The organism is Arthrobacter sp. E1SS-5 (assembly GCF_057073715.1).
Window position 1 is genome coordinate 2111680 of record NZ_CP172703.1, and the last position, 22891, is coordinate 2134570.

Consider the following 22891-nt stretch of genomic DNA (forward strand, 5'->3'; position numbering starts at 1 on the left):
GTTATACATCGCTGTAACAAACTTCACATTCTGACTTAAAGCGGCCGGGATGTGCACTGTCCGCCCCCGCACTTGCGGGGGCGGACCCAGTTAAACGTAAGATGGGTCACGGAAGGCGGTTAGCCTTCAGCAATGAGGCTGGTCGCCCTCCGTGTAAATCATCTCTGCCCAATGGCGTGCGGGATCTGTTAGTTGGCTTCAACGCCCGCTCAACTAGTAGTGCTTCTCAAAGCACCAAGGAGACTGTAAAAGTGACGACCCGTATTGGTATCAACGGCTTTGGCCGTATCGGCCGCAACTACTTCCGCGCAGCGCTTGCCCAAGGCGCGGACCTGGAGATCGTTGCAGTCAACGACCTCACCAGCCCCGAAGCCCTGGCGCACCTGTTCAAGTACGACTCGGTGGGCGGCCGCCTGAAGGAAACCATCGAGGTCAAGGACGGCAACATCGTCGTCAACGGCAATGTGGTCAAGGTCCTGGCCGAGCGCGACCCCGCCAACCTCCCCTGGGGCGAACTGGGCGTGGACATCGTCATCGAATCCACCGGCTTCTTCACCAAGGCAGCCGACGCGCAGAAGCACATCGCCGCCGGCGCCAAGAAGGTCCTGATCTCCGCTCCGGCCTCGGACGAGGACATCACCATCGTGATGGGTGTCAACCACAACCTCTACGACAACGCCAAGCACAACATCATTTCCAACGCATCGTGCACCACCAACTGCCTGGGTCCGCTGGCCAAGGTGGTCAACGACGAATTCGGCATCGAGCGTGGCCTCATGACCACCGTCCACGCCTACACCGCCGACCAGAACCTCCAGGACGGACCGCACAAGGACCTGCGCCGGGCCCGCGCTGCCGCCATCAACATGGTTCCCACCTCCACCGGTGCCGCCAAGGCCATCGGCCTGGTGCTGCCGGAGCTCAAGGGCAAGCTTGACGGCTACGCCATCCGCGTCCCCGTGCCCACCGGCTCCGCCACCGACCTCACCGTCACCGTGTCCCGCGAGACCACCGTTGAGGAAGTCAACGCCGCCCTCAAGCGCGCCGCCGAGTCCGAAGAGCTCCAGGGCTTCCTGACCTACACGGACGAGCCCATCGTCTCCTCCGACATCGTGGGCGACCCCGCATCCTCCATCTTCGACTCCGGCCTGACCAAGGTCATCGGCAACCAGGTCAAGGTTGTTTCCTGGTATGACAACGAATGGGGCTACTCCAACCGCCTCGTCGACCTCACGGAGCTTGTGGCATCCAAGCTGGGCTAGGGTTAGACACATGACATCTCACACCCTCAACGAACTGATCGCTGAAGGTGTCCGCGGGCGGTACATTCTGGTTCGAAGTGACCTGAATGTGCCGCTCGACGGCTCTACAGTCACTGACGACGGCCGCATCAAGGCCTCACTGCCAGTGCTGGCAAAGCTCACGGACGCCGGTGCCCGCGTGCTGGTAACAGCCCACCTCGGACGCCCCAAGGGCGCTCCTGAGGACAAGTACTCCCTGCGGCCCGCAGTGGACCGGCTCGCCGAACTGGCCGGCTTCAAGGTGACCCTTGCAGCCGACACCGTCGGCGATGCCGCCAAGGCGGCTGCGGCGTCCCTGCAGGACGGCGAAGTACTGGTCCTCGAGAACGTCCGCTTCGACGCCCGCGAAACCAGCAAGGACGACGCCGAACGCGGCGCCTTCGCCGACGAGCTGGTGGCCCTGACCGGCAGCAACGGCGCTTACGTGGATGATGCCTTCGGCGCCGTCCACCGCAAGCACGCCAGCGTCTACGACGTCGCCACCCGGCTGCCGTCGTACCAGGGCGACCTGGTGCACACCGAGGTGGAGGTCCTCCGGAAGCTGACCACCGACACCCAGCGCCCTTACGTCGTGGTGCTCGGCGGCTCGAAGGTCTCGGACAAGCTCGCGGTCATCGCCAACCTGATTGGCAAGGCTGACACCATCCTGGTGGGCGGCGGCATGCTGTTCACCTTCCTGGCAGCCCAAGGCCACAAGGTCGCCTCGAGCCTGCTCGAGGAGGACCAGATTCCGGTGGTCCAGGACTACCTGAAGCGGGCTGCGGACGCGGGGACCGTGTTCGTGGTTCCCACGGACGTCGTCGTGGCGGAGAAGTTTGCCGCCGATGCCGCCCACGAAACGGTGGCCGCCGACGCCATAGAAGGCAGCAGCTTCGGTGCCCAGGGCATCGGCCTGGACATCGGACCTGATACCGCAGCCGCCTTTGCTGAGCAGATCAAGGGCGCGCGCACTGTCTTCTGGAACGGCCCCATGGGCGTCTTCGAGTTCGAGGCATTCTCGGCGGGCACGCGCGCCATTGCCCAGGCCCTGACCGAGACCGGGGGCTTCACCGTGGTGGGCGGCGGCGACTCCGCTGCAGCAGTACGCACCCTGGGGTTCGCAGACGACCAGTTCGGGCACATTTCCACCGGCGGCGGCGCCAGCCTGGAATACCTTGAAGGCAAGGAGCTCCCGGGCCTCAGCGTGCTGGACCGGTAGTACGGCCCCGCAGTCCTCCGGCCGGCAGGTTGCCCGCGGCAGCCTGCCGGCCGCATACATATCAAGAACCTTTTGGAGATCACGTGACTTCGTCAACGAACGGCGCTTTCGACCGCAAGCCCTTCATCGCGGGCAACTGGAAAATGAACATGGACCACGTGCAGGGCATCACCCTCCTGCAGAAGCTGGCATGGACCCTCTCTGACGCCAAGCACGACTACAGCCGCGTTGAGGTGGCAGTCTTCCCGCCGTTCACCGACCTCCGCGGCGTGCAGACCCTGGTCCAGGGCGACGACCTGCAGGTCGCCTATGGCGGCCAGGACCTCTCGCAGTTCGATTCCGGTGCCTACACCGGCGACATTTCGGGCCAGTTCCTGAACAAGCTCGGCTGCACGTACGTCCTGGTGGGCCACAGCGAACGCCGCACCATCCACAACGAATCCGACGACGTCCTCAATGCCAAGGTCAAGGCGGCCTTCAAGCACGGTGTCATCCCCGTTCTCTGCGTCGGTGAAGGCCTGGAGATCCGCCAGGCGGGAACCCACGTTGACCACACCCTGCAGCAGCTTCGGGCCGGAGTGGCCGGACTGACCAACGAACAGGCCGCCGAACTGGTGGTAGCGTACGAGCCGGTCTGGGCCATCGGCACGGGCGAGGTGGCCGGGCCGGAGGACGCGCAGGAAATGTGTGCCGCCATCCGGGCGGAACTCGAAAGCCTCTTCGGTGCCGACGTGGCCGCCAAGACCCGCCTCCTCTACGGCGGCTCGGTCAAGGCCAACAACGCCGCTGCCATACTGCAGGAGCGCGACGTGGACGGCCTCCTGGTGGGCGGCGCCAGCCTTGACCCGGCGGAGTTTGCTAATATTGTCAGGTTCGAGAGCCACCTGGTCGCGGACTAACCCGCAGCCAGCGCACACTCCCGCAAATCCAACTTCTGAAAGGCCGTCGTGGACGTTCTTCATGTCATTCTGCAGATCCTCCTGGGCATCACCAGCCTCCTGCTGACGCTGCTGATCCTCCTGCACAAGGGACGCGGCGGCGGCTTGTCCGATATGTTCGGCGGCGGCATGAGCTCGGGACTCAGCTCTTCAGGTGTGGCAGAACGGAACCTGAACCGCTTCACTATCATCCTGGGCGTCACCTGGGGCGTAGTGATCATCGCACTTGGCCTGATCATGCGGTTCAGCGGCGGCGACTCCTAGGCGCTGAGCAACGACACAAGGTCCTTTCGGCCCTGCCGGCCGCCGGGACTGCCAACTAGACTGTGGCTGACGAAATCCGTCAGCCACAGTTTTTTTGTCGCTGAACGCGGACATGAGGCAGGAGTTGCAATGGTCCACCCAGCATCAGGCTTCCGGGGCACCCGCGCCGGTGTGATAGCAGGTTCCGGCTCGACGCTGCAATCGAATGATGACACGTCGTCCCAGCCTTTGCCGCGCATCAGGGTGTCCTACTGGTGCGCCAAGGGCCACGAAACCCAGCCCGTGTTCCTGAAGATGCCTGAGGATCAGATTCCCGTGACGTGGGACTGCAGGCGCTGCGGCGGCACGGCCACCCGTAACAGCCAGGCACCGGCGCCGGACGACCCCTTCGACGACGGCTACAAGACCCACTTGGAATACGTTAAAGAGCGGCGCTCCGGCCAGGACGCCGAAGATGTCCTGGCCGGAGCACTGGAAAAGCTACGCGCCCGCGGCGTCCTTCCGGACCAGCTGCTGCGGGACACGTGAGGCTGCGTTCTCGTCAATCAGCCACAGGGTGCGGGAGGTGCCGCGGGGGCCTGAGGCCGGCACCTGCACAGGGTTGGCTCCGGCCAAGGCAAGACCTACTGCCCCTGCCTTGTCTTCGCCGGCTACCACCATCCACACCTCGGCCGCCGTATTGATGGCGGGAAGGGTCAGGGAGATCCGCAGCGGCGGCGGCTTGGGGGAGTTCCGGACGCCCACCACCGTGCGGTCCTTTTCCCGGATCCCGGCCTGCTCCGGAAACAGCGATGCGATATGGGCATCGGGGCCTACACCAAGCAGCACCACGTCAAGCCGGGGGAGCGATGACGGTTCCTCCGGCCGGTCGTCGGACATGTCCGCCGCATGCTCGGCCGCTGCCGCTTCCCTCAGTTGCCGGGCGTAATCATCCGCGGCCTCCTCGGGAGTGTCGAAATCGTCAGCGGAGCCGGGCGAATGGATGCGCTCCGGGTCTACCGGAATGTGGGAGAGCAACGCATCGAACGCCTGCTTGGTGTTGCGGTCCGGATCTGCAGAGCCAACAAAGCGCTCGTCACCCCACCAGAAGTTGACCTTGGACCAGTCGACGGCGGGCGCCGCCGGTGAGTCCGCAACGGCCTTCAGCGTGCCGATCCCCACGGTTCCCCCGGTGAGCACCACGGTGGCTTCGCCGTACTTGTCCTGCACATCGACGAGCTTGGTAATCAGGCGTGCAGCGATGGCGGCCATAAGGACGGACGAATCAGGATGGATGCTTACTCGTGGGTCAACGCTCACTGGGTCGGACGCTCCTTAGATTGGTACGTGGCAGTCCAATAGTAATCACTTCACCAAACACTTCATCCGGGTCCAGGCGGCGGAGTTCTTCGGCAAGGCAGTCACGGAGGCTGCGTCGCGGGAGCGAGATCCGCTGGGCCGGCTGGCCCGGCTGGGTCAGTTCCGCCACGGACAGTCCCGGCCGGAAGAGCTGGACATCGCCGCCCGGTCGGGTGAGCCGGACGCGCCGGATCCCGGTTCCGGCCGGGTCCGCCACAATGGTCACGGGGGCATCCAGGGTCAGGGTGAGCCAGGCCGCCAGCAGGATCGTGGAGGGTGAGTCCGAGGCGCCCTCGACGGCGACGGCCGTCACCGGGGAGGAATCCACTTCATCAAGGGCTGCAGCGAGTTGGATGCGCCAGTTGGTGAGGCGCGTCCAGGCGAGGTCGGTGTCGCCGGCCTTATAGGTGCGGTGGATGCGTTCGAGCGCGGCCTGGGGGTCGGGTTCGTTCGCGGAGTCGGTGATCCTTCGGTGCGCGATGGCACCGATGGAGGTTTCGCAGGCGTTCTCGGGCGCGCCGTGCGGCCACCAGGCCACGATCGGGGCGTCCGGAAGCAGCAGCGCGGCGACCAGGGACTCGGATTCGTGCGCGAGCTGACCGTAGCCGCGCAGCACGATCACTTCCGAGGCCCCGGCGTCCCCGCCGACGCGGATCTGCGCGTCCAGCCGGTCCCTGGCGTCCTTCCCGGCGTCGGCGAGCACGATGATCCGGCAGGGATGTTCGCGGGAGGCGTCGTTCGCGGCCTCGATCGCTTCTTCCTCCAGCCCGGACTTGGTGACCACCACGAGGGTCAGGACCCGCCCCAGGGCGATCACGCCGCCCTGCTCACGCAGGGCCATGAGTTTCTTGGAGACCTTGGACGTGGTGGTATCGGGCAGGTTTACGATCATGGCCTTCTCCAGGTTCGTCCGTCACGGGCCAGCAGCTCATCAGCGCTGGCGGGGCCCCAGGAACCGGGGGCGTAGGGTTCGGGCTGTTCGTCCAGCGACGCCCAGTATTCCTCGAACGGGTCAAGGATCTTCCAGGACAGCTCCACTTCCTCATGCCGCGGGAACAACGGCGGCTCACCCAGCAACACATCCAGGATCAAGCGTTCGTAGGCCTCAGGACTGGATTCGGTGAACGAGTGCCCGTAGCCGAAGTCCATGGTCACGTCGCGGACTTCCATCTGGGTGCCGGGGACCTTGGAGCCGAACCGGATAGTCACACCTTCGTCAGGCTGGACCCGGATCACCACCGCGTTCTGCCCAAAGTCATCCTCGCCGTGGTCCCGGAAGAGCAGGTTGGGGGCGCGTTTGAACACCACCGCGATCTCCGTCACCCGCCGGCCCAAACGCTTGCCCGCGCGCAGGTAGAACGGCACCCCGGACCAGCGGCGGGTGTGGATGTCCACCCGGACCGCCGCGTAGGTTTCCGTGGTGGAGTCCGCGGGGATGCCTTCCTCCTCCAGGTAGCCCAGGACTTGCTCGCCGCCCTGCCAGCCACCGCTGAATTGCCCACGGGCCGAATGGGTGGAGAGGTCTTCGGGGAGTTTGACCGCGGCGAGGACCTTTTCCTTTTCCGCGCGCAGGTCATCGGCGTTGAACGAGATCGGTTCTTCCATCGCCGTCAGCGCCAGCAGCTGCAGCAGGTGGTTCTGGATCACGTCCCGGGCCGCGCCGACGCCGTCGTAGTACCCTGCCCGGCCGCCGGTGCCGATGTCCTCGGCCATGGTGATCTGGACATGGTCCACGTAGTTGGCGTTCCAGAGCGGCTCGAACAGCTGGTTCGCGAAACGCAGCGCCAGGATGTTCTGAACCGTTTCCTTGCCCAGGTAGTGGTCAATCCGGAACACCGCATCCGGCGGAAACACCGATTCGACAATGTCGTTCAGCTTCCGCGCCGATTCCAGGTCGTGTCCGAACGGCTTCTCGATCACCACGCGCCGCCATTTATCCCCTTCGGCCTGCGCCAGGCCGTGCTTGGACAGCTGCCGGCAGACCTGTTCGAACGCCTTGGGCGGGATCGACAGATAGAACGCGTGATTCCCGCGGGTGCCGCGGACATCGTCGAGTTCCTTGATGGTCTCGCCAAGCCGCTCAAACGCTGCGTCGTCGTCGAACTCGCCCTGGACAAACCGGATGCCCTCGGACAACTGGTTCCAGACCGCCTCATCAAACGGCGTCCGGGCATGGGCCTGTACGGAGGCTTTCACCTCAGCGGCGAAATCCTCCTTGTCCCACTCCCGGCGGGCGAAACCCACCAACGCGAAACTCGGCGGCAACAACCCTCGGTTGGCCAAGTCATACACAGCCGGCATCAATTTCTTCCGCGCAAGGTCCCCGGTCACCCCAAACAACACAAGCGACGACGGACCGGCGATCCGGTTCAAACGACGGTCACGCGGATCACGCAACGGATTACGCGCGCGGCCCGCGCCCTTCCGGCCGTATTCAGTTTCTGGCATGTTGCTTTTGCGCCTTAGCTTTCGGTTGCGGATGCGCGGGTGGACAGTGCAGCGACGACGTCCTGCAGCTGGGCCACGCCGGCGGCACGGTCAGTGAGGTGGAGGCGCAGCACGGGACGGCCGTGTTCACCCAGGACCTGGGCGTCGCCTGCGGCCTGTGCGGCGATCAGCTCGCCGAAGGTGAACGGGCGGTCCGGGATCCCCAAATCCTCGGTGGGAGCGGCGGTGACCTGGAGGAAGACGCCGATGGCCGGACCACCCTTGTGGAACTGGCCGGTGGAGTGCAGGAACCGCGGGCCCCAGCCGAAGGTCACCGGGCGGCCGGTGACGGCCGCCAGTTCGTCACGGATGCCCTCGAGCCCCGCGAACGCCAGCCTGTCAAAGTAGGCCTGGACGCTCAGGTAGCTGTCGGAGGCGAGCGTGCCCAGCAGAGCCTTGACGGCACCTTCTGCCGTCGCCGCGTCGCCTAGCCAGTCACCGCCCCGCACCTCGATGGCGCCGTCAACAAACGCGGCCGGAGTGGGTTCCGGCTGGGCGTCCAGCAGTCCGCGCGCAGCCACCTTGGCGGCCTCGACGTCGGGCTGGTCGAAGGGGTTGATGCCGAGCAGGCGGCCGGCCACGGCGGTGGCGAACTCCCACACCATCATCTGGGTGGCGAGGCCGCCGGCGATGGCCACCTGGTTTTCGCCGAGTTCGACGTCGGCGTCCGCTGCTACCAGCCGGACCACCAGGACGTCGGACGCGCCGGACGTGACCTCGGGGGCCTGCGGACCTGCAACCACCGGAAGGATGCCAGTGCCCAGTTTGCCGGTTGATTCGGCGATGAGCTGTTCGGCCCAGTCGGCGAAGCCAACGATTCCGGAGCCGTCTTCGGCGATGACGATCTTGTTCCGCAGCGGATTGGTTCCGCCCAGGGCGGTGCCCAAGGCCAGCCCGATGTTCTCGGGTGCGTCATCGTTGAGGATTTCGCAAGCTTCCTCGGCCTCGTCCAGGAAGGCCTGGATGTCCACGCCGGCCAGGCCGGAGGGGACCAGGCCGAAAGCGGTCAGGGCGGAGTAGCGGCCGCCAACGTTGGGGTCTGCGTTGAAGACGGCCCGGTAGCCAGCCTCCCGGGAGGCCTTGTCCAGCGGGGAGCCAGGATCCGTGACGATGATGATCCGGCTCTTGGCGTCCACGCCGGCCTCGGTGAAGGCCTGCTCGAAGATGCGCCGCTGGGAATCGGTCTCCAGGGTTGAACCGGACTTGGACGAGACCACGATGGCGGTCTGGGCCAGCCGGTCCGCGAGGGCGGCCCTGACCTGGTCCGGGTCAGTGCTGTCCAGCACTGTCAGCTCGACGCCGGCTGTGCCCGCGATCACCTCAGGGGCCAGGGAGGATCCGCCCATGCCGCAAAGCACGATCCGGTTGACTCCTTCGGCACGCAGGGCATCACGGAGTTCCAGGATGTCCTTGACCAGGGGCTGGGAGACTGTGGCTGCCTCCACCCATCCGAGGCGGATTGCCGACTCGGACTCCGCGTCGGGACCCCACAGGGTGTGGTCCTTGGCAAAAATCCGGGTGGCAATCCGCTCCTCGACCAGGGCGGGAATGTGCTGCTCAAGCGCCTGCTGGGCAGCGCCGGTGGCGTCGTAGCTGAGAGTGCTCATGGGTGTTAGGAAGCCTTCCGTGCAGAGGCGAGGGCGCCTTCGACGTCGGCCAGCAGTTCTTTCCAGCTGGCCACGAACTTGTCCAGGCCCTCGGTTTCGAGGAGTGCGACGACCTCGTTGTAGGACACGCCAAGCTTTTCCAGGGCGTCGAGCGTGGCGTTGGCGTCATCGTAGGTGCCCTTGACGGTATCGCCGGTGACCACGCCGTGGTCGTAGGTGGCGTCCAGGGTCTTCTCCGGCATGGTGTTGACGACGCCGGGCGCCACCAGTTCGGTGACGTACAGGGTGTCCGGGTAGGCCGGGTCCTTGACACCGGTGGAAGCCCACAGCGGGCGCTGGGGGAGTGCACCGGCATCGGCCAGCAGGGCCCAGCGCTCGGTGGCGAACAGCTCCTCATAGACCTGGTAGGCCAGGCGGGCGTTTGCCAGGCCGGCCTTGCCCTTCAGGGCCTTGGCTTCGTCGGTGCCGATCTTGTCCAGGCGCTTGTCGATTTCGGTGTCCACGCGGGAGACAAAGAACGAGGCGACGGAGTGGATCCTGGACAGGTCGTGGCCCTTTTCCTTGGCCTGCTCCAGTCCGGACTGGAAGGCGTTGATGACCGCACGGTAGCGCTCCAGGGAGAAGATCAGGGTCACGTTGACGCTGATGCCCTCGGCCAGGGTTGCCGTGATGGCTTCGAGGCCCTCGATGGTTGCCGGGATCTTGATGTGGACGTTGTCCTTGTTGACGCGCTGGGAGAGGTGCTTGGCCTCGGCGATGGTCCCTGCGGTGTCCCAGGCGAGGCGCGGGTCCACTTCGATGGAAACGCGCCCGTCCACGCCCTTGGTGGCGGCCGCAACGGGGGCGAACAGGTCGCAGGCATCGGCGACATCGGTGGTGGTGATCTCGAAGATCGTGTCCTCCACGCTGGCACCTTCTGCCGCCTTGCCGGCAATGATCTGGTCGTAGTCAGTGCCGGACGTGATGGCGGCGTGGAAGATCGACGGGTTGGTGGTCACACCAACCACGTTCTTCTCCTCGATGAGCTTGCGGAGGGTGCCCGTTTCCAGGCGTCCGCGGGAAAGGTCGTCGAGCCAGATGGAAACTCCGGCGTCGGAGAGCTGCTGGGTGGGAGTAGTCATTGCTGTATCTCCTGAAATTTGGGTTTAGGCCTGGGTGGCGGCGAGGGAGTCCTTGGCGGCGGCGGCAACTGCTTCTGCCGTGATGCCGAACTCCTGGAACAGCCGCTTGTAGTCGGCGGAAGCGCCGTAGTGCTCAAGGCTGACGGAACGGCCGGCGTCGCCGACGAATTCGCGCCAGCCCAGGGCCAGTCCTGCTTCAACCGAAACACGTGCCTTGACGGCGGCCGGCAGGACGGATTCGCGGTAGGCGGCGTCCTGCTTCTTGAACCATTCAACACACGGCATGGACACGACCCGCGCTGCGATGCCTTCGGCCTGCAGTGCTTCGCGGGCCTGGACGGCCAGCTGGACCTCGGAACCGGTGGCAATCAGGATGACGTCGGCCGGTACGGTGGCGCCGTCCTTGGATGACTCAGCCAGGACGTAGCCGCCCTTTGCCACGCCCGCCGTTGACGCGAAGGTGTCGCCGTCGGCGTCGCCCTCGCCGCGTTCCCAGGTGGGAATGTTCTGGCGGGTCAGGACGATGCCTGCCGGGTTGGCGTGGTTTTCCAGCATGGTCTTCCATGCTGCCGCCACCTCGTTGGCGTCGCCGGGGCGGACAACGTCCAGGCCCACGATGGCGCGCAGTGAGGCGAGCTGCTCAACCGGCTGGTGGGTGGGGCCGTCCTCGCCCAGGCCAATGGAGTCGTGGGTCCAGACGTACAGGGACGGTACACCCATCAGGGCGCCGAGGCGGATGGCGGGCCGCTGGTAATCGGAGAAGATCAGGAAGGTGCCGGAGAACGCGCGGGTGTTGCCGGCCAGGGTGATGCCGTTCACGATCGAGGCGGCAGCGTGCTCACGGATGCCGAAGTGCAGGACGCGGCCGTAAGGGTTGCCGGACCATGCATCCGTCTGCTTGGAGGCAGGGACGAAGGACGGCGAGTCCTCGATGGTGGTGTTGTTGGACTCCGCAAGGTCGGCCGAACCGCCCCACAGTTCGGGCAGGACCGGGCCGAGTGCGTTCAGGACCTTGCCCGATGCCGCGCGGGTGGACACGTCCTTGCCGGCCGGGAAGACCGGGAGGGCTGCGTCGACGCCGGCGGGCAGTTCCTGGGCCTCGAGGCGCTGCAGGAGGCCGGCGCCTTCCGGGTTGGCTTCCTGCCATGCGGTGAAGGACTCTTCCCATTCCTTGCGCTCTGCGGCGCCGCGTTCCACCACCTGGCGGGCGTGGTCCAGGACTTCCTGGTCCACCTGGAAGGACTTGGCGGGGTCGAAGCCGAGGACTTCCTTCAGCGCGGCAACCTCGTCGCCGCCGAGGGCGGAGCCGTGGATCTTTCCGGTGTTCTGCTTCTTGGGTGCCGGGTAGCCGATGATGGTGCGCAGCGAGATGATGGACGGCTTTGAAGTTTCGGCCTTGGCCGCCAGCAGGGCGCTGTAAAGCTCCTGGACGTCTTCCTTGTATTCGCCCGTGCGGGTCCAGTCCACGCGCTGGGTGTGCCAGCCGTAGGCTTCGTAACGCTTGAGCACATCCTCGGTGAAGGCGATGTCGGTGTTGTCTTCGATGGAGATGTGGTTCTCGTCGTAGATGACCACGAGGTTGCCGAGTTCCTGGTGTCCGGCCAGCGACGAGGCTTCGGCGGTGACGCCTTCCTGCAGGTCGCCGTCGGAGGCGATGACCCAGATGGTGTGGTCGAACGGCGACTGGCCGGCGGGAGCGTCGGCGTCGAACAGGCCGCGCTGGCGGCGCTGGGAGTACGCAAAGCCGACCGAGGATGCCAGGCCCTGGCCCAGCGGGCCGGTGGTGATCTCAACGCCGGCTGTGTGCTTGTACTCCGGGTGGCCGGGGGTCAGTGAGCCCCACGTGCGCAGTGCCTCCAGGTCCTTCAGTTCCAGCCCGTAGCCGGAGAGGAACAGCTGGATGTAAAGGGTCAGCGACGTGTGGCCGGGGGACAGGACGAACCGGTCGCGGCCCAGCCACTGCGGATCGCGCGGATCATGGCGCATCAGCTTCTGGAAGAGAAGGTAGGCGGCTGGAGCCAGGCTCATGGCGGTTCCCGGGTGTCCGTTGCCCACCTTCTCCACGGCGTCGGCGGCCAGGACGCGGATGGTGTCCACCGCCTTCTGGTCCAAGCTGGTCCATGACAGTTCTTGCTCTTCCAAATGTGGCACGAAAACCGGGCCCCTCTCTGTGCTGGCGGCGGCCGTACACCGGATCCGGTTGAGGGCGCTTGTGTGGCGCCCGCTGCGGTGTGTACCAGCCGTCCGCCATCGAAACGTTGATCCTTGCATTCAGTCACGGACAGCAGCGGGAATGCGTATTCCACCGCTTTCTTGCTGCGTGCTGATCTTGTGACAGCTTAGCTCTTATCCATACTCCGGGCGGGCCAAATCTCACGTTGTGGACGCAATTTCCCCTTTTGTGAATCACCGTCACGACGCCGTGAGTTAATCTGCTCGAATGGGCGCGTGAGCGATCAAATGTGCATATCGCGGGGCGGGGACACGGCCCTCGGCGCGGTATGATATTCGGAGGCCAACGCCGGGCGCGCATCTCTATCGCCGTCCGGGGTTCCCCGGCTGTTGCACGCACCTGATGCATTTCCTTCCTTAGTGCCGTGCCCGGGCCCGGGCCGCACGACCGGAGCTGCACTGCCAGCCTCAAACTGCCACACAGAACGGGTGACTGCCACCGTGAGCACAACAGATACGCCGCTGAAAGCATCCCGGGCCTCGGGCACCGGGTTTGCCCGTAAGGCCAAGGCGTATCTCGCCCTCACCAAGCCGCGGGTGATCGAGCTGCTCCTGGTCAGCACGCTGCCCACCATGATCTACGCGGAGCGCGGCTTTCCGTCCATCGGGCTGATCCTCGCCACCCTGGTGGGCGGAGCTTTTGCGGCCGGCAGTGCCGGAGCCTTCAACTGCTACATCGACCGTGACATTGACAAACTGATGCACCGCACGGAAAACCGGCCGCTGGTCACCGGTGAGGTCACCCCGCGTGAGGCGCTGGTGTTCTCATGGCTGCTTGGCGCAGCCGCCATCGCCATCCTCTGGTTCGGCGCCAACCCACTGTCGGCGTGGCTGGGGCTGGGGGCCATCTTCTTCTACGTGGTCATCTACACCATGATCCTTAAGCGCCGCACCGCGCAGAATATTGTGTGGGGCGGCGCCGCGGGCTGCTTTCCCGTGCTGATTGCCTGGGCCGCCGTCACCAATTCCGTGGAGTGGCCCGCCATCATCCTGTTCATGGTGATCTTCCTGTGGACCCCGCCGCACTACTGGCCCCTGTCCATGCGCTACGGCGAGGACTACCGGAACGCCAACGTCCCCATGCTCGGCGCCATCGCCGGCGCCAAGGTGGTGTCCGTCCAGGTGGTCCTGTACGCCTGGGCCATGGTGGCCTGCTCGCTGCTGATGATCCCGGCGGGCGGCGCCGGGTGGGTCTACACCCTTACCGCCGTCCTGGCAGGAGCCTGGTTCCTCTATGAGTCCCACGCCCTGTACGGCCGTGCGCAGCGCGAGGATATCCCGGACAAGCGCGCCATGAAGGTTTTCCACGGCTCCATCAGCTACCTGACCCTGCTGTTCATCGCCCTGGCGGTGGACCCCTTCATCGGGCATGCCATCATCGGCTAGTCCGGGTTCGCCATTTGGGCCGAAAGGGCAGCGGCTTCCGCTTCACGCGGAGGTCGCTGTTTCGTTTAAGCGGGCGGGCCACACCTGCCGCCGCCCCTGAAGATGGCCGGCCCCACTTCCCTCCGCTCCGGCGGTTGAGCGTCCCTGCCCGGACCGGGCGTCCGGGCGGCAAATTTGTTGCCCCGGTCAACGACATGACATATTTGTCATATCGATCACCTTTTCTGTCATTAAAACCAAGTTCCTGCTTACGGTGGAGCGGACCCTTCCCCTGAAGCAAAGGAAACTCCATGGAAGCCCGTCCGTCCGCCGTGCCCGCCCCCAGCCACAGCCCGCCAGCAGGGAGGGAAAACCGCGGTCGGTTCTCCTTCCGCCAACCCCTGGTCTTTCGCCACCTTGGGGCCGACGTGCCGGCATCCCTGGTGGTGTTCCTGGTGGCCCTCCCGCTCTCCCTCGGCATTGCGGCCGCGTCGGGAGCGCCCATCATGGCCGGACTCATCGCCGCCGCCGTTGGCGGAATCGTCGCCGGAAGCCTTGGCGGTTCACCGCTGCAGGTAAGCGGACCCGCAGCGGGACTGACCGTCGTCGTGGCCGGCCTGGTCCAGGAATTCGGCTGGCAGGTGACCTGCGCCATCACGGCCGCGGCCGGCGTCGTGCAGCTCCTCCTGGGAATCAGCCGCGTGGGACGCGCCGCCCTTGCCGTCTCGCCGGTAGTGGTCAAGGCCATGCTCGCAGGCATCGGCGTCACCATCATCCTGCAGCAGCTTCACGTGCTGCTCGGGTCCCGGGCCGCCGGATCTGCACTGGAAAACCTCGCAGCCCTGCCCGCAGCCATCACCAACCTTGAACTGCATGCTGCCCTGCTGGGTTTGGCCGTTGTGGCAATCCTCCTGTGCTGGAAGTTCCTGCCGCCCGCTGTGCAGCGGGTGCCCGGCCCCCTCGCCGCGGTCGCGGCGGGCACCGCACTGGCCGTGGCGTTTGCCCCAGGCGTTGAGCGGATCTCCCTGGACGGATCCATTCTCGATGCCATCGCGCTTCCGCAGCTTCCTGACGGGAACTGGCGCGCCTTTGCCTTTGCCATCCTCACCATGGCCCTGATCGCCAGCATCGAATCCCTCCTGTCCGCCGTGGCCGTGGACAAAATGCAGACCGGCCCCCGGACCAACCTCAACCGGGAGCTCATCGGCCAGGGCGCCGCGAACATCGTCTCGGGCTCCCTCGGCGGACTGCCCGTAACAGGCGTTATTGTCCGCAGCGCCACCAACGTGGAGGCGGGCGCCACCACCCGCATGTCCGCAATCCTGCATGGCGTCTGGGTCCTCGCGTTTTCGGCCCTCTTTGCCGGGCTGATCCAGCTGATCCCCCTGGCGGTCCTGGCCGGTTTGCTGGTGGTGATCGGCGCCCGGCTCATCAAGCTGGCCGACATCCGCACCAGCCACCGGACCGGGGACCTGGCCATTTACGCCGTGACCCTGGTGTGCGTGGTGTTCCTGAACCTGCTCGAAGGAGTGATGATCGGCCTGGCCCTCGCGGCCGCCAATGTCCTGTGGCGTGTACTGCGCGCCCCCATCCGCGCCCACCGACCATCGGCCCCGCCGTCGCCCTGGCGTGTGACCGTCGGCGGCTCGTGCAGCTTCTTCGCGCTGCCGAAGCTTAGCGGGGTACTCCAGTCCGTTCCCGCCGGCGCTGATGTGGTGGTGGAGCTGAATGCCGACTATGTGGACCATTCGTTCCGTGAGGCCCTGCTGGCCTGGCAGCGCCAGCACCAGGCCACGGGCGCCACGGTGATCCTTGAAGAGCATGGGAACACCGTGTTCCGGGATGCTTCCAGCCGGGCTCCACGGCGCGAGGAAGCCACCGAACTGCCCCTGCCGCCGCGCACGGTGCCGCTGCTGCTGGGCATCAACAAATACCACCGCCGCTTCGCCCATCAGGTGCGTCCGCTGGTTCATGACCTGACGGACGCGCAAAACCCGGACAGCTTGTTCGTGGCCTGCGTGGATTCCCGCGTCAACCCAAACCTGATCACCAGCAGCGGTCCGGGGGACCTGCTCACCCTGCGGAACGTCGGCAACGTGATGTGCAGCAGCGCGGGCCAGGAAGCCTCGATCGACGCCACCCTGTCCTTCGCCGTCAACGGCCTTGGCGTGCAGTCCCTGGTCATTTGCGGGCATTCCAACTGCGGTGCCATGAAGGCAGTAATGGCAGAGGCTGAGGGCGGCGACAACAGCTCGCTCGGCCCGGAATTCGCTGGCTGGCTGGACCACGCCCGCCCCAGCTACGCGGAACTCCTTGCCGGGCATCCGGTGGGCAGGCAGGCTGCGGCCGACGGCTACAGCACCGTGGACCAGCTGGCCATGGTCAACGTGGCTGTGCAGCTGGCCAAACTCGAACACCATCCCGTGGCCGGACCGGCGCTGGCGGCCGGAAAGGTGCAGGCCCTGGGCCTGTTCTACGACATTGCCACGGCGAAGGTCCTGCGCATCAGTGCCGACGGCATCGAGGACCTGGAAGCCGGGTTTGGCGCCGGGCTGCAGGGGAGGGCTTTGGCCGACCGGTAGCACGCGCAGCACGGTTAAAGGGCAGGCGCCCCGGTCCCAACGGGGCCGGGGCGCCTGGCAGGATAGAGGCCCCTTATTTCACCGCGGTACGCGTTTCCACCGCGCTGGAGTGGGCGATGTCCCAGGCGTTGGTGGATGCGGCCATCAGCAGTGCCGCGCCCAGCATGTGGGCGGCAACCAGCAGCGCCGGGATGCCGTTGTAGTACTGCGTGAAGCCGATGATGGCCTGGAGGATGGTGACGCCCAGGAGCATCAGGACAGCGGTGCGGAACTTGCCGGTGATGCGGCGCCTGGAGACCAGCACCAGGGCCACGACGGTACCTGCGGTGACCAGGTAGGCCGGTACGGCGTGGATGTGCGAGAACAGGTCCCAGTCCAGGTCGTTGCGGGGAGCGTTGGCGTCACCGGCGTGCGGCCCGGCCCCCGTGACCACCACGCCGAGCATCACGGCGACGGCGGAAAAAAGGGCGACGGCGGCTGTCACCGGACGCAGCACGGAAGGCAGTGCGGCGGGCCGGGCGGCAAGGAAGCGGCCGGTACGGCCGAAGGCGCGGTTCACTAACAGGGTGGCGAACACCACCAGGGCCATCGACACCAGGAAGTGCAGGCCCACCACCCACGGGTTGAGGTTGGTGAGGACCGTGACGCCGCCAATCACCGCTTGAGCGGGGATGCTGGCGAGCAGCCCGAGGGCCAGCAGGAAGAGGTCCTTGCGTTCCTTCCGCAGGTTCCACAGGTACACCAGCATGAGGGCGGCCACGGCGGCCAGCACGAACGTCAGCAGTCGGTTGCCGAACTCGATGAAGCCGTGGATGCCCATCTCGGGGGTGTTCACGATCGAGTCCGAGGTACAGCGCGGCCACGTGGGGCAGCCCAGGCCCGATGCGGTCAACCGGACTGCGCCGCCGGTGACCACCAGGAGCGTCTGGCCGATCAGGGACGCTACGGCGAGCCGGCGGATACGGACGTCCACGGTGCGGGGGAGCCGCGAGGCCAGGCGGCCGGCGAACTGGGGAAGGCGTGAAGCCGTGGTCACGATTATCTCAATTCCACTTGAACCAACGGATGGCTGCAGCCCCGGCGAGAACCGTCCAGAGCAGCAGGATGAGGGCGGCGCCGCCGTTCACGGCCCCGCCCAGGAAGGCGGCGCGCATCGATTCGCCCAAAGCGCCGGACGGCAGGAAATGCACCACTGCCTGCGCCGCGGCAGGCAGCCTCTCGGCAGGGATCACGATGCCGCCCATGGCTCCCAGCAGGATCCACAGCAGGTTGGTGATGGCCAGCGTTGCCTCAGGACGGACGGTCCCGGCCACCAGCAGCCCCAGGGCGGTGAACGCCGCCGCGCCCAGCGCCAGCAGGGCCAGTCCCGGAAGCCAGCCGGCCGCCGTCGGCTGCCACCCCAGGGCCAGCGCGACAAGGCCGACCACCACTACCTGGATGCACAGGACGGCCAGGACCGAAAGGACCTTGCCGGCAATCAGGCCGCCCCGGCCCAGCGGCGTGGTGGACAGGAAGCGGAGCACGCCGTAGCGGCGGTCGAAACCGGTGGCGATGCCCTGCCCGGTGAAGGCGGTGGACATGGCGCACAAAGCCAGAATCCCCGGGACGGCCACGTTGATGCGGCTGGAGCCCATGCCGTCCAGGAAGGGTGTCACGGTCAGGCCGACGAGTGCCAGCAGCGGGAGCACGATCGCCAGGATCAGCTGTTCGCCGTTCCGCAGCATGGTCAGTGCCTCGTACTTACCCTGCAGCAGGACGCGGCGCGCCAGGGACGCCGGCTGCTGCGTCTCCTGCAATGCTGCCCCGCTCATCGGATGTCCTTTCCCGATATATCCAAAAAGACGTCTTCAAGGCTACGCGCCTCAAGGCTCAGTGATGCCGGCATGATGCCCTTCGCTTCCCACCACTGCGCCAGCGCAGACAGGTGGCGCGGCGTGAGCGCGCCGGTCACCGTGTAGCTGCCGGCCCGCGCTTCGGAGAATTCCACGTCATCCGGGAGCACAGCGGCCAGGTCCAGTCCGGCCGGGGCTTCGAACGCGAGCGTCCGGACGTGGTCTGCGCCGTGTTCCGTGACCGGGCTGCGCTGCAGCAGTTCCTGGACGGTCCCTTCGGCAACGTTCCGTCCGCCGTCGATGATGTAGACGTAGTCCGCCAGGCGCTGGGCGTCATCCATGAGGTGTGTGGTCAGGATGATTCCCATCCCGCCGTCACGCAGTTCCGCGATCAGGTCAAACACGAGCTGCCGGGACTGCGGGTCCAGGCCTGCGCTGGGCTCGTCAAGGAACAGGACTTCGGGCCGTCCAATCAGGGCGGCGGCAAGCGCCAGCCGCTGCTTCTGGCCCCCGGACAACCTGCGGACGCTGGTGCGGCTGAAGGTATCGATGCCCAGCCGGCCCACCAGGTCCTCCAGCGGCCAGGGGTGGGCGTACAGCCCGGCGATATGCCGCAAGAGCGGCAGGGGCCGGGCCGACGGCGGGAGGCCGCCGTCCTGGAGCATCACACCTACGCGGGAGCGAAGCTCAGCGCCGGCCGTCGCAGGGTCCTGGCCCAGCAGCGAGATGCTGCCGCCGGTACGCTTCTGCAGGCCCTGGGCGCATTCGAGGGTTGTTGTCTTCCCGGCACCGTTGGCGCCGAGCAGGGCAGTTACCTGTCCGCGCTCCGCAACGAGGGAAACGCCGCTGACAACCCGAAGCATCTTGCCGTCCAAACTGGACAAGGGGCCGACGTCCTTGATGAGCCCATGGATGGACAGGACGGGGGACTGGGGGGATCGCACCACAGTATTCTACGGGATGTAGTATTTAGCGCTGTCCCGCCAACCGGGCGCGGGGGCCGGGCAGGGGTGCGGGAAATTCTTGCCCAGTCATAATCGGTTCAAAACCCCCAGGTCAGCCTGCCCTTACTGGAGCCCGGGACTAAATTACGACATGATTGTGTTGTGTATTCCATGACCAACACCACCGCTGTGCCCGTAGCCGGGCCCGGTCGTGCCGCATCCAGTCCTGTGGCTGATGCGGACGAGCGCACCCGGGATCGGGTCCTCGCTGCCGTCCTGGAACACGGACCGGTCAGCGCCGCCGAACTGGGAGACATGCTGGGCTTCACCCCGGCGGCAGTCCGGCGCCATCTTGACCACCTCTCGCGGGCCGGCGTCATTGAAGTCAAGCGGGTTGCCAAGCCCGGTGCAGGTGCCGGGCGCCCCGCGCGCCGCTACGTCCTCAGTTCCCAGGGCCAGTCAAGCCTGGGCAACGACTACCTGGACATCGCCGCGCTGGCGCTTCACGAGTTGCAGAAGGTTGCCGGTCCGGATGCGGTGCGGGCCTTCGCCGAGGAACGGTTTGCGGACATGGAGCGCCGGTACGCGCCCGAAATCGAACAGGCCGGGCCGGACATCCGCGACCGTGCCACCGCGCTTTCAACCGCACTGAGCCGGGACAACTTCGTGGCTTCCGCCGCGACCATCGAGGCCAAGGCGCCGCTGCCCGCGGCGTTGTCCAGCGTGCAGCTCTGCCAGGGCCATTGCCCCATCCAGCAGCTCGCGGCCCGGTTCCCGGTATTCTGCGACGTCGAAACCGAAGTCTTCTCAAGGCTGGTGGGAGTGGACGTACGCCGGCTTTCCACCTTGGCGCGGGGCGGCCACGTCTGCACCACCCATATACCTACAGGCAGGCTGTCTGCCAAACCGGCCCCCGCGCCGGCGGCAGCCCCCGCCGGCCTGGACGAAGTAATCAACCATCAGCAAGAAAGGCCGTGATGACGGACCAACTATCAGAGAAAGCAGTAGCCGAAAACACTGTGATCTCGGAGATTCTGGAAAAGAATCCCGAGCTCCACGGCATCGGCAACTACGAGTACGGCTGGGCCGACAAGAACGACGTTGGCGCCAATGCACGGCGTGGTCTCGATGAAGAGGTAGTCCGGGACATTTCGGCCAAGAAGAGCGAGCCGGAATGGATGCTGGACCTCCGCCTCAAGGGCCTGAAGTACTTCGACCGCAAGCCCATGCCCACCTGGGGTGCAGACCTCTCCGGCATCGACTTCGACAACATCAAGTACTTTGTCCGTTCCACCGAGAAGCAGGCTGCCAGCTGGGAAGACCTCCCGGAAGACATCCGCAACACCTACGAGAAGCTGGGCATCCCGGAAGCCGAGCGCAGCCGCCTGGTTTCCGGCGTTGCCGCCCAGTATGAGTCCGAGGTGGTTTACCACCAGATCCGCGAGGATCTCGAGGCCCAGGGCGTCATCTTCCTGGATACCGACACTGCCCTGAAGGAACACCCGGAGATCTTCCAGGAGTACTTCGGCACCGTGATTCCGGTGGGCGACAACAAGTTCGCGTCGCTGAACACCGCGGTGTGGTCCGGCGGATCCTTCGTGTACGTGCCAAAGGGCGTCCACGTGGACATCCCGCTGCAGGCCTACTTCCGCATCAACACGGAAAACATGGGCCAGTTCGAGCGCACCCTGATCATCGCCGACGAGGACTCCTACGTCCACTACATCGAAGGCTGCACGGCTCCGATCTACACCTCGGACTCGCTGCACTCCGCCGTCGTGGAGATCATCGTGAAGAAGGGCGCCCGCGTCCGCTACACCACCATCCAGAACTGGTCCAACAACGTGTACAACCTGGTGACCAAGCGCGCTGTCTGCGAAGCCGGCGGCACCATGGAATGGGTTGACGGCAACATCGGTTCCAAGGTCACCATGAAGTACCCGGCCGTCTACCTGGTGGGTGAGCACGCCAAGGGCGAGACCCTGTCCATCGCCTTCGCCGGCGAGGGACAGCACCAGGACACCGGCTCCAAGATGGTGCACATCGCGCCGAACACCAAGAGCTCCATCATCTCCAAGTCCGTTGCCCGCGGCGGCGGCCGTGCCGCCTACCGCGGCCTGGTCCAGGTCCGCGAAGGCGCCAAGCACTCGGCCAACACGGTGCGCTGTGATGCCCTCCTGGTGGACACCATCTCCCGTTCGGACACCTACCCGTACATCGACATCCGCGAGGACGATGTGCAGCTGGGACACGAGGCCACCGTTTCCCGCGTCAGCGAGGAGCAGCTCTTCTACCTCATGTCCCGCGGCATGCCCGAGGACGAGGCCATGGCCATGATCGTGCGCGGCTTCATCGAGCCGATCGCCCGCGAACTGCCCATGGAATACGCCCTTGAGCTGAACCGCCTCATCGAACTCCAGATGGAAGGATCCGTCGGTTAATGACTGCCGAAGCAACTACCGAAAAGGCGCGCATCGGCGCACCGTCGATCGCAGGTTTCACCGAGGAAGGCGAACACCTCGTCGCCTCCAAGGTTGACCGCCACCACAGCCACGGCACCCAGGTCATGGCCTCCCGTGCCGAGCGACTCACCAGCCACGACGTGGCCGACTTCGCCGTGCCGAACGGCCGGGAAGAGGAGTGGCGCTTCACGCCGGTGCGTGAACTGGCCAACCTGCTCTCCGACGCTCCGTCGGAAGACGGCGTCCTGGACGTTTCCGTCGAGGCACCCGCCGACGTCGTGCAGCGTACCCTTGGCGCAGGCGAGTCCCCCCGTGGTGCCACCCTGGTCCCCGCCGACCGTGCCGCCGTCGTCGCTTCCGCCAATGCGGGCGGCGCCCAGCTGATTTCCATCCCGGCCAATGCCGAGCTGGACGCTCCCGTACGCGTTCTCCTGACCGGCAACGGCGCGGGCCGCCGCAGCAACTCCCACGTGGTGATCGAGGCCGGGGCCAACAGCCGCGGCGTGGTGATCCTTGAGCACGGCGGCATCGCCGACCACAACGGCAACGTTGAGGTCCTGGTCCGCGAGGGTGCCCAGCTGACCGTGGTTTCCGTGCAGCTGTGGGAAGACGACGCCAAGCACCTGGCCCAGCACGACGCCGAGGTTGCCAAGGACGCCGTTTACAAGCACATCGCCGTAACCCTGGGCGGCAAGATCGTCCGCCTGAACTCCAACGTCCGCTTCGCCGGTGAAGGCGCCGAGGCCGAGCTCCTGGGCCTCTACTTCGCCGACGCCGGCCAGCACCTGGAGCACCGTTCCTTCGTGGACCACAACGTGGCCAACTGCAAGTCCAACGTCCTGTACAAGGGCGCGCTGCAGGGCAAGGGTGCGCACACGGTCTGGGTGGGTGACGTGCTGATCCAGAAGCAGGCCGAAGGCACCGACTCCTATGAGAAGAACCAGAACCTGGTCCTCACCGACGGCTGCCGCGCGGACTCCGTGCCCAACCTCGAGATCGAGACCGGCCTGATCGAGGGTGCCGGCCACGCCAGCGCCACCGGCCGGTTCGATGACGAGCACCTGTTCTACCTGATGGCCCGCGGCATTCCCGAGGATGTTGCCCGCCGCCTGGTGGTCCGCGGCTTCCTCAACGAGATCATCCAGCAGATCAAGGTCCCGGCCCTCGAAGAGCGCCTGACCGAGGCTGTTGAGCGCGAACTCGCGGCAACCGACAACTAG

19 protein-coding genes are annotated in these 22891 nt (G+C 66.1%); 10 read left to right on the forward strand and 9 right to left on the reverse strand.

Going from position 1 to position 22891, the window contains the following annotated elements; genetic code table 11:
* The first annotated feature begins 251 nt into the window (after window positions 1-251).
* From gap to ACIGJD_RS09755, 5 genes are all read left to right on the forward strand, one after another.
* Window positions 252-1262 (forward strand): type I glyceraldehyde-3-phosphate dehydrogenase, encoded by a 1011-nt coding sequence (gap, locus tag ACIGJD_RS09735; protein WP_142133914.1) that lies wholly within the window; start codon window positions 252-254, stop codon window positions 1260-1262.
* A 10-nt stretch (window positions 1263-1272) separates the two neighbouring features.
* The gene (locus ACIGJD_RS09740; RefSeq protein ID WP_483689340.1) at window positions 1273-2499 is read left to right on the forward strand and encodes a phosphoglycerate kinase; all 1227 of its coding nucleotides are present in this window, start codon (window positions 1273-1275) and stop codon (window positions 2497-2499) included.
* 83 nt (window positions 2500-2582) lie between these two features.
* Window positions 2583-3398, forward strand: a complete 816-nt coding sequence (tpiA, locus tag ACIGJD_RS09745) for a triose-phosphate isomerase (protein ID WP_483689341.1) — start codon at window positions 2583-2585, stop codon at window positions 3396-3398.
* Window positions 3399-3446: 48 nt separating this feature from the next.
* On the forward strand, window positions 3447-3701 hold the full coding sequence (gene secG / locus ACIGJD_RS09750) for a preprotein translocase subunit SecG (protein WP_142133911.1): 255 nt from the start codon (window positions 3447-3449) through the stop codon (window positions 3699-3701).
* A 129-nt stretch (window positions 3702-3830) separates the two neighbouring features.
* Window positions 3831-4229: an RNA polymerase-binding protein RbpA gene (locus ACIGJD_RS09755; protein WP_483689342.1), complete on the forward strand. Its 399-nt coding sequence runs from the start codon at window positions 3831-3833 to the stop codon at window positions 4227-4229.
* Here the strand turns inward: ACIGJD_RS09755 and pgl are convergent.
* The 6 genes from pgl to tkt are packed head-to-tail and all read right to left on the reverse strand — an operon-like array spanning window position 4182 to window position 12396.
* Window positions 4182-4952: a 6-phosphogluconolactonase gene (gene pgl / locus ACIGJD_RS09760; RefSeq protein ID WP_483689464.1), complete on the reverse strand. Its 771-nt coding sequence runs from the start codon at window positions 4950-4952 to the stop codon at window positions 4182-4184. The two genes, ACIGJD_RS09755 and pgl, sit on opposite strands and share 48 nt — an antisense overlap.
* Window positions 4953-4989: 37 nt before the next feature.
* Complete coding sequence (locus tag ACIGJD_RS09765) at window positions 4990-5931, reverse strand: glucose-6-phosphate dehydrogenase assembly protein OpcA (RefSeq protein WP_483689343.1); 942 nt, start codon at window positions 5929-5931, stop codon at window positions 4990-4992.
* Window positions 5928-7487 (reverse strand): glucose-6-phosphate dehydrogenase, encoded by a 1560-nt coding sequence (zwf, locus tag ACIGJD_RS09770; RefSeq protein ID WP_483689344.1) that lies wholly within the window; start codon window positions 7485-7487, stop codon window positions 5928-5930. Before zwf ends, ACIGJD_RS09765 begins: the two co-directional genes overlap by 4 nt.
* Before the next feature lie 14 nt (window positions 7488-7501).
* Complete coding sequence (locus ACIGJD_RS09775; protein WP_483689345.1) at window positions 7502-9133, reverse strand: glucose-6-phosphate isomerase; 1632 nt, start codon at window positions 9131-9133, stop codon at window positions 7502-7504.
* Between the two features lie 5 nt (window positions 9134-9138).
* Window positions 9139-10254, reverse strand: coding sequence for a transaldolase (gene tal, locus ACIGJD_RS09780; protein ID WP_483689346.1), 1116 nt, complete (start codon window positions 10252-10254; stop codon window positions 9139-9141).
* Between the two features lie 24 nt (window positions 10255-10278).
* A complete protein-coding gene (tkt, locus tag ACIGJD_RS09785) occupies window positions 10279-12396 on the reverse strand; it encodes a transketolase (RefSeq protein WP_483689465.1) in 2118 nt (705 codons plus the stop codon).
* Between the two features lie 519 nt (window positions 12397-12915).
* Here tkt and ACIGJD_RS09790 point away from each other — a divergent pair.
* Entirely contained in the window at window positions 12916-13872 is a 957-nt protein-coding gene (locus tag ACIGJD_RS09790) for a heme o synthase (RefSeq protein ID WP_286404024.1), read from the forward strand.
* A gap of 290 nt (window positions 13873-14162) precedes the next feature.
* Window positions 14163-16433 carry a SulP family inorganic anion transporter gene (locus ACIGJD_RS09795; RefSeq protein WP_483689347.1) on the forward strand — a complete coding sequence of 757 codons (2271 nt, stop codon included), beginning with the start codon at window positions 14163-14165 and terminating at the stop codon, window positions 16431-16433.
* A gap of 73 nt (window positions 16434-16506) precedes the next feature.
* Here the strand turns inward: ACIGJD_RS09795 and ACIGJD_RS09800 are convergent, their stop codons facing one another.
* Genes ACIGJD_RS09800 through ACIGJD_RS09810 form a run of 3 tightly spaced genes read right to left on the reverse strand, consistent with a single transcriptional unit; the run spans window position 16507 to window position 19209 of the window.
* Window positions 16507-17469 carry a COX15/CtaA family protein gene (locus ACIGJD_RS09800; RefSeq protein ID WP_483689348.1) on the reverse strand — a complete coding sequence of 321 codons (963 nt, stop codon included), beginning with the start codon at window positions 17467-17469 and terminating at the stop codon, window positions 16507-16509.
* A gap of 7 nt (window positions 17470-17476) precedes the next feature.
* Window positions 17477-18244 (reverse strand): ABC transporter permease, encoded by a 768-nt coding sequence (locus tag ACIGJD_RS09805; RefSeq protein WP_483689349.1) that lies wholly within the window; start codon window positions 18242-18244, stop codon window positions 17477-17479.
* On the reverse strand, window positions 18241-19209 hold the full coding sequence (locus ACIGJD_RS09810) for an ABC transporter ATP-binding protein (RefSeq protein ID WP_483689350.1): 969 nt from the start codon (window positions 19207-19209) through the stop codon (window positions 18241-18243). Before ACIGJD_RS09810 ends, ACIGJD_RS09805 begins: the two co-directional genes overlap by 4 nt.
* A 171-nt stretch (window positions 19210-19380) precedes the next feature.
* On the opposite strand from ACIGJD_RS09810, the gene ACIGJD_RS09815 reads away from it, so the two are divergent.
* From ACIGJD_RS09815 to sufD, 3 genes are read left to right on the forward strand one after another with little or no spacing between them, the layout of a single operon-like run.
* Window positions 19381-20187, forward strand: coding sequence for a helix-turn-helix transcriptional regulator (locus tag ACIGJD_RS09815; RefSeq protein WP_483689351.1), 807 nt, complete (start codon window positions 19381-19383; stop codon window positions 20185-20187).
* Window positions 20187-21650 carry a Fe-S cluster assembly protein SufB gene (gene sufB / locus ACIGJD_RS09820; RefSeq protein ID WP_058267275.1) on the forward strand — a complete coding sequence of 488 codons (1464 nt, stop codon included), beginning with the start codon at window positions 20187-20189 and terminating at the stop codon, window positions 21648-21650. The genes ACIGJD_RS09815 and sufB overlap by 1 nt, the downstream gene beginning before the upstream one ends.
* The gene (gene sufD / locus ACIGJD_RS09825; RefSeq protein ID WP_483689352.1) at window positions 21650-22891 is read left to right on the forward strand and encodes a Fe-S cluster assembly protein SufD; all 1242 of its coding nucleotides are present in this window, start codon (window positions 21650-21652) and stop codon (window positions 22889-22891) included. The genes sufB and sufD overlap by 1 nt, the downstream gene beginning before the upstream one ends.

What these genes read in the sequence shown, in the direction of transcription:
- ACIGJD_RS09775 (WP_483689345.1), bottom strand. Translation starts at nt 9,133, where the DNA reads ATGAGCACTCTCAGCTACGACGCCACCGGCGCTGCCCAGCAGGCGCTT.
- sufD (WP_483689352.1), top strand. Translation starts at nt 21,650, where the DNA reads ATGACTGCCGAAGCAACTACCGAAAAGGCGCGCATCGGCGCACCGTCG.
- pgl (WP_483689464.1), bottom strand. Translation starts at nt 4,952, where the DNA reads ATGGCCGCCATCGCTGCACGCCTGATTACCAAGCTCGTCGATGTGCAG.
- ACIGJD_RS09795 (WP_483689347.1), top strand. Translation starts at nt 14,163, where the DNA reads ATGGAAGCCCGTCCGTCCGCCGTGCCCGCCCCCAGCCACAGCCCGCCA.
- tal (WP_483689346.1), bottom strand. Translation starts at nt 10,254, where the DNA reads ATGACTACTCCCACCCAGCAGCTCTCCGACGCCGGAGTTTCCATCTGG.
- ACIGJD_RS09805 (WP_483689349.1), bottom strand. Translation starts at nt 18,244, where the DNA reads ATGAGCGGGGCAGCATTGCAGGAGACGCAGCAGCCGGCGTCCCTGGCG.
- ACIGJD_RS09755 (WP_483689342.1), top strand. Translation starts at nt 3,831, where the DNA reads ATGGTCCACCCAGCATCAGGCTTCCGGGGCACCCGCGCCGGTGTGATA.
- ACIGJD_RS09740 (WP_483689340.1), top strand. Translation starts at nt 1,273, where the DNA reads ATGACATCTCACACCCTCAACGAACTGATCGCTGAAGGTGTCCGCGGG.
- ACIGJD_RS09765 (WP_483689343.1), bottom strand. Translation starts at nt 5,931, where the DNA reads ATGATCGTAAACCTGCCCGATACCACCACGTCCAAGGTCTCCAAGAAA.
- ACIGJD_RS09815 (WP_483689351.1), top strand. Translation starts at nt 19,381, where the DNA reads ATGACCAACACCACCGCTGTGCCCGTAGCCGGGCCCGGTCGTGCCGCA.
- zwf (WP_483689344.1), bottom strand. Translation starts at nt 7,487, where the DNA reads ATGCCAGAAACTGAATACGGCCGGAAGGGCGCGGGCCGCGCGCGTAAT.
- sufB (WP_058267275.1), top strand. Translation starts at nt 20,187, where the DNA reads ATGACGGACCAACTATCAGAGAAAGCAGTAGCCGAAAACACTGTGATC.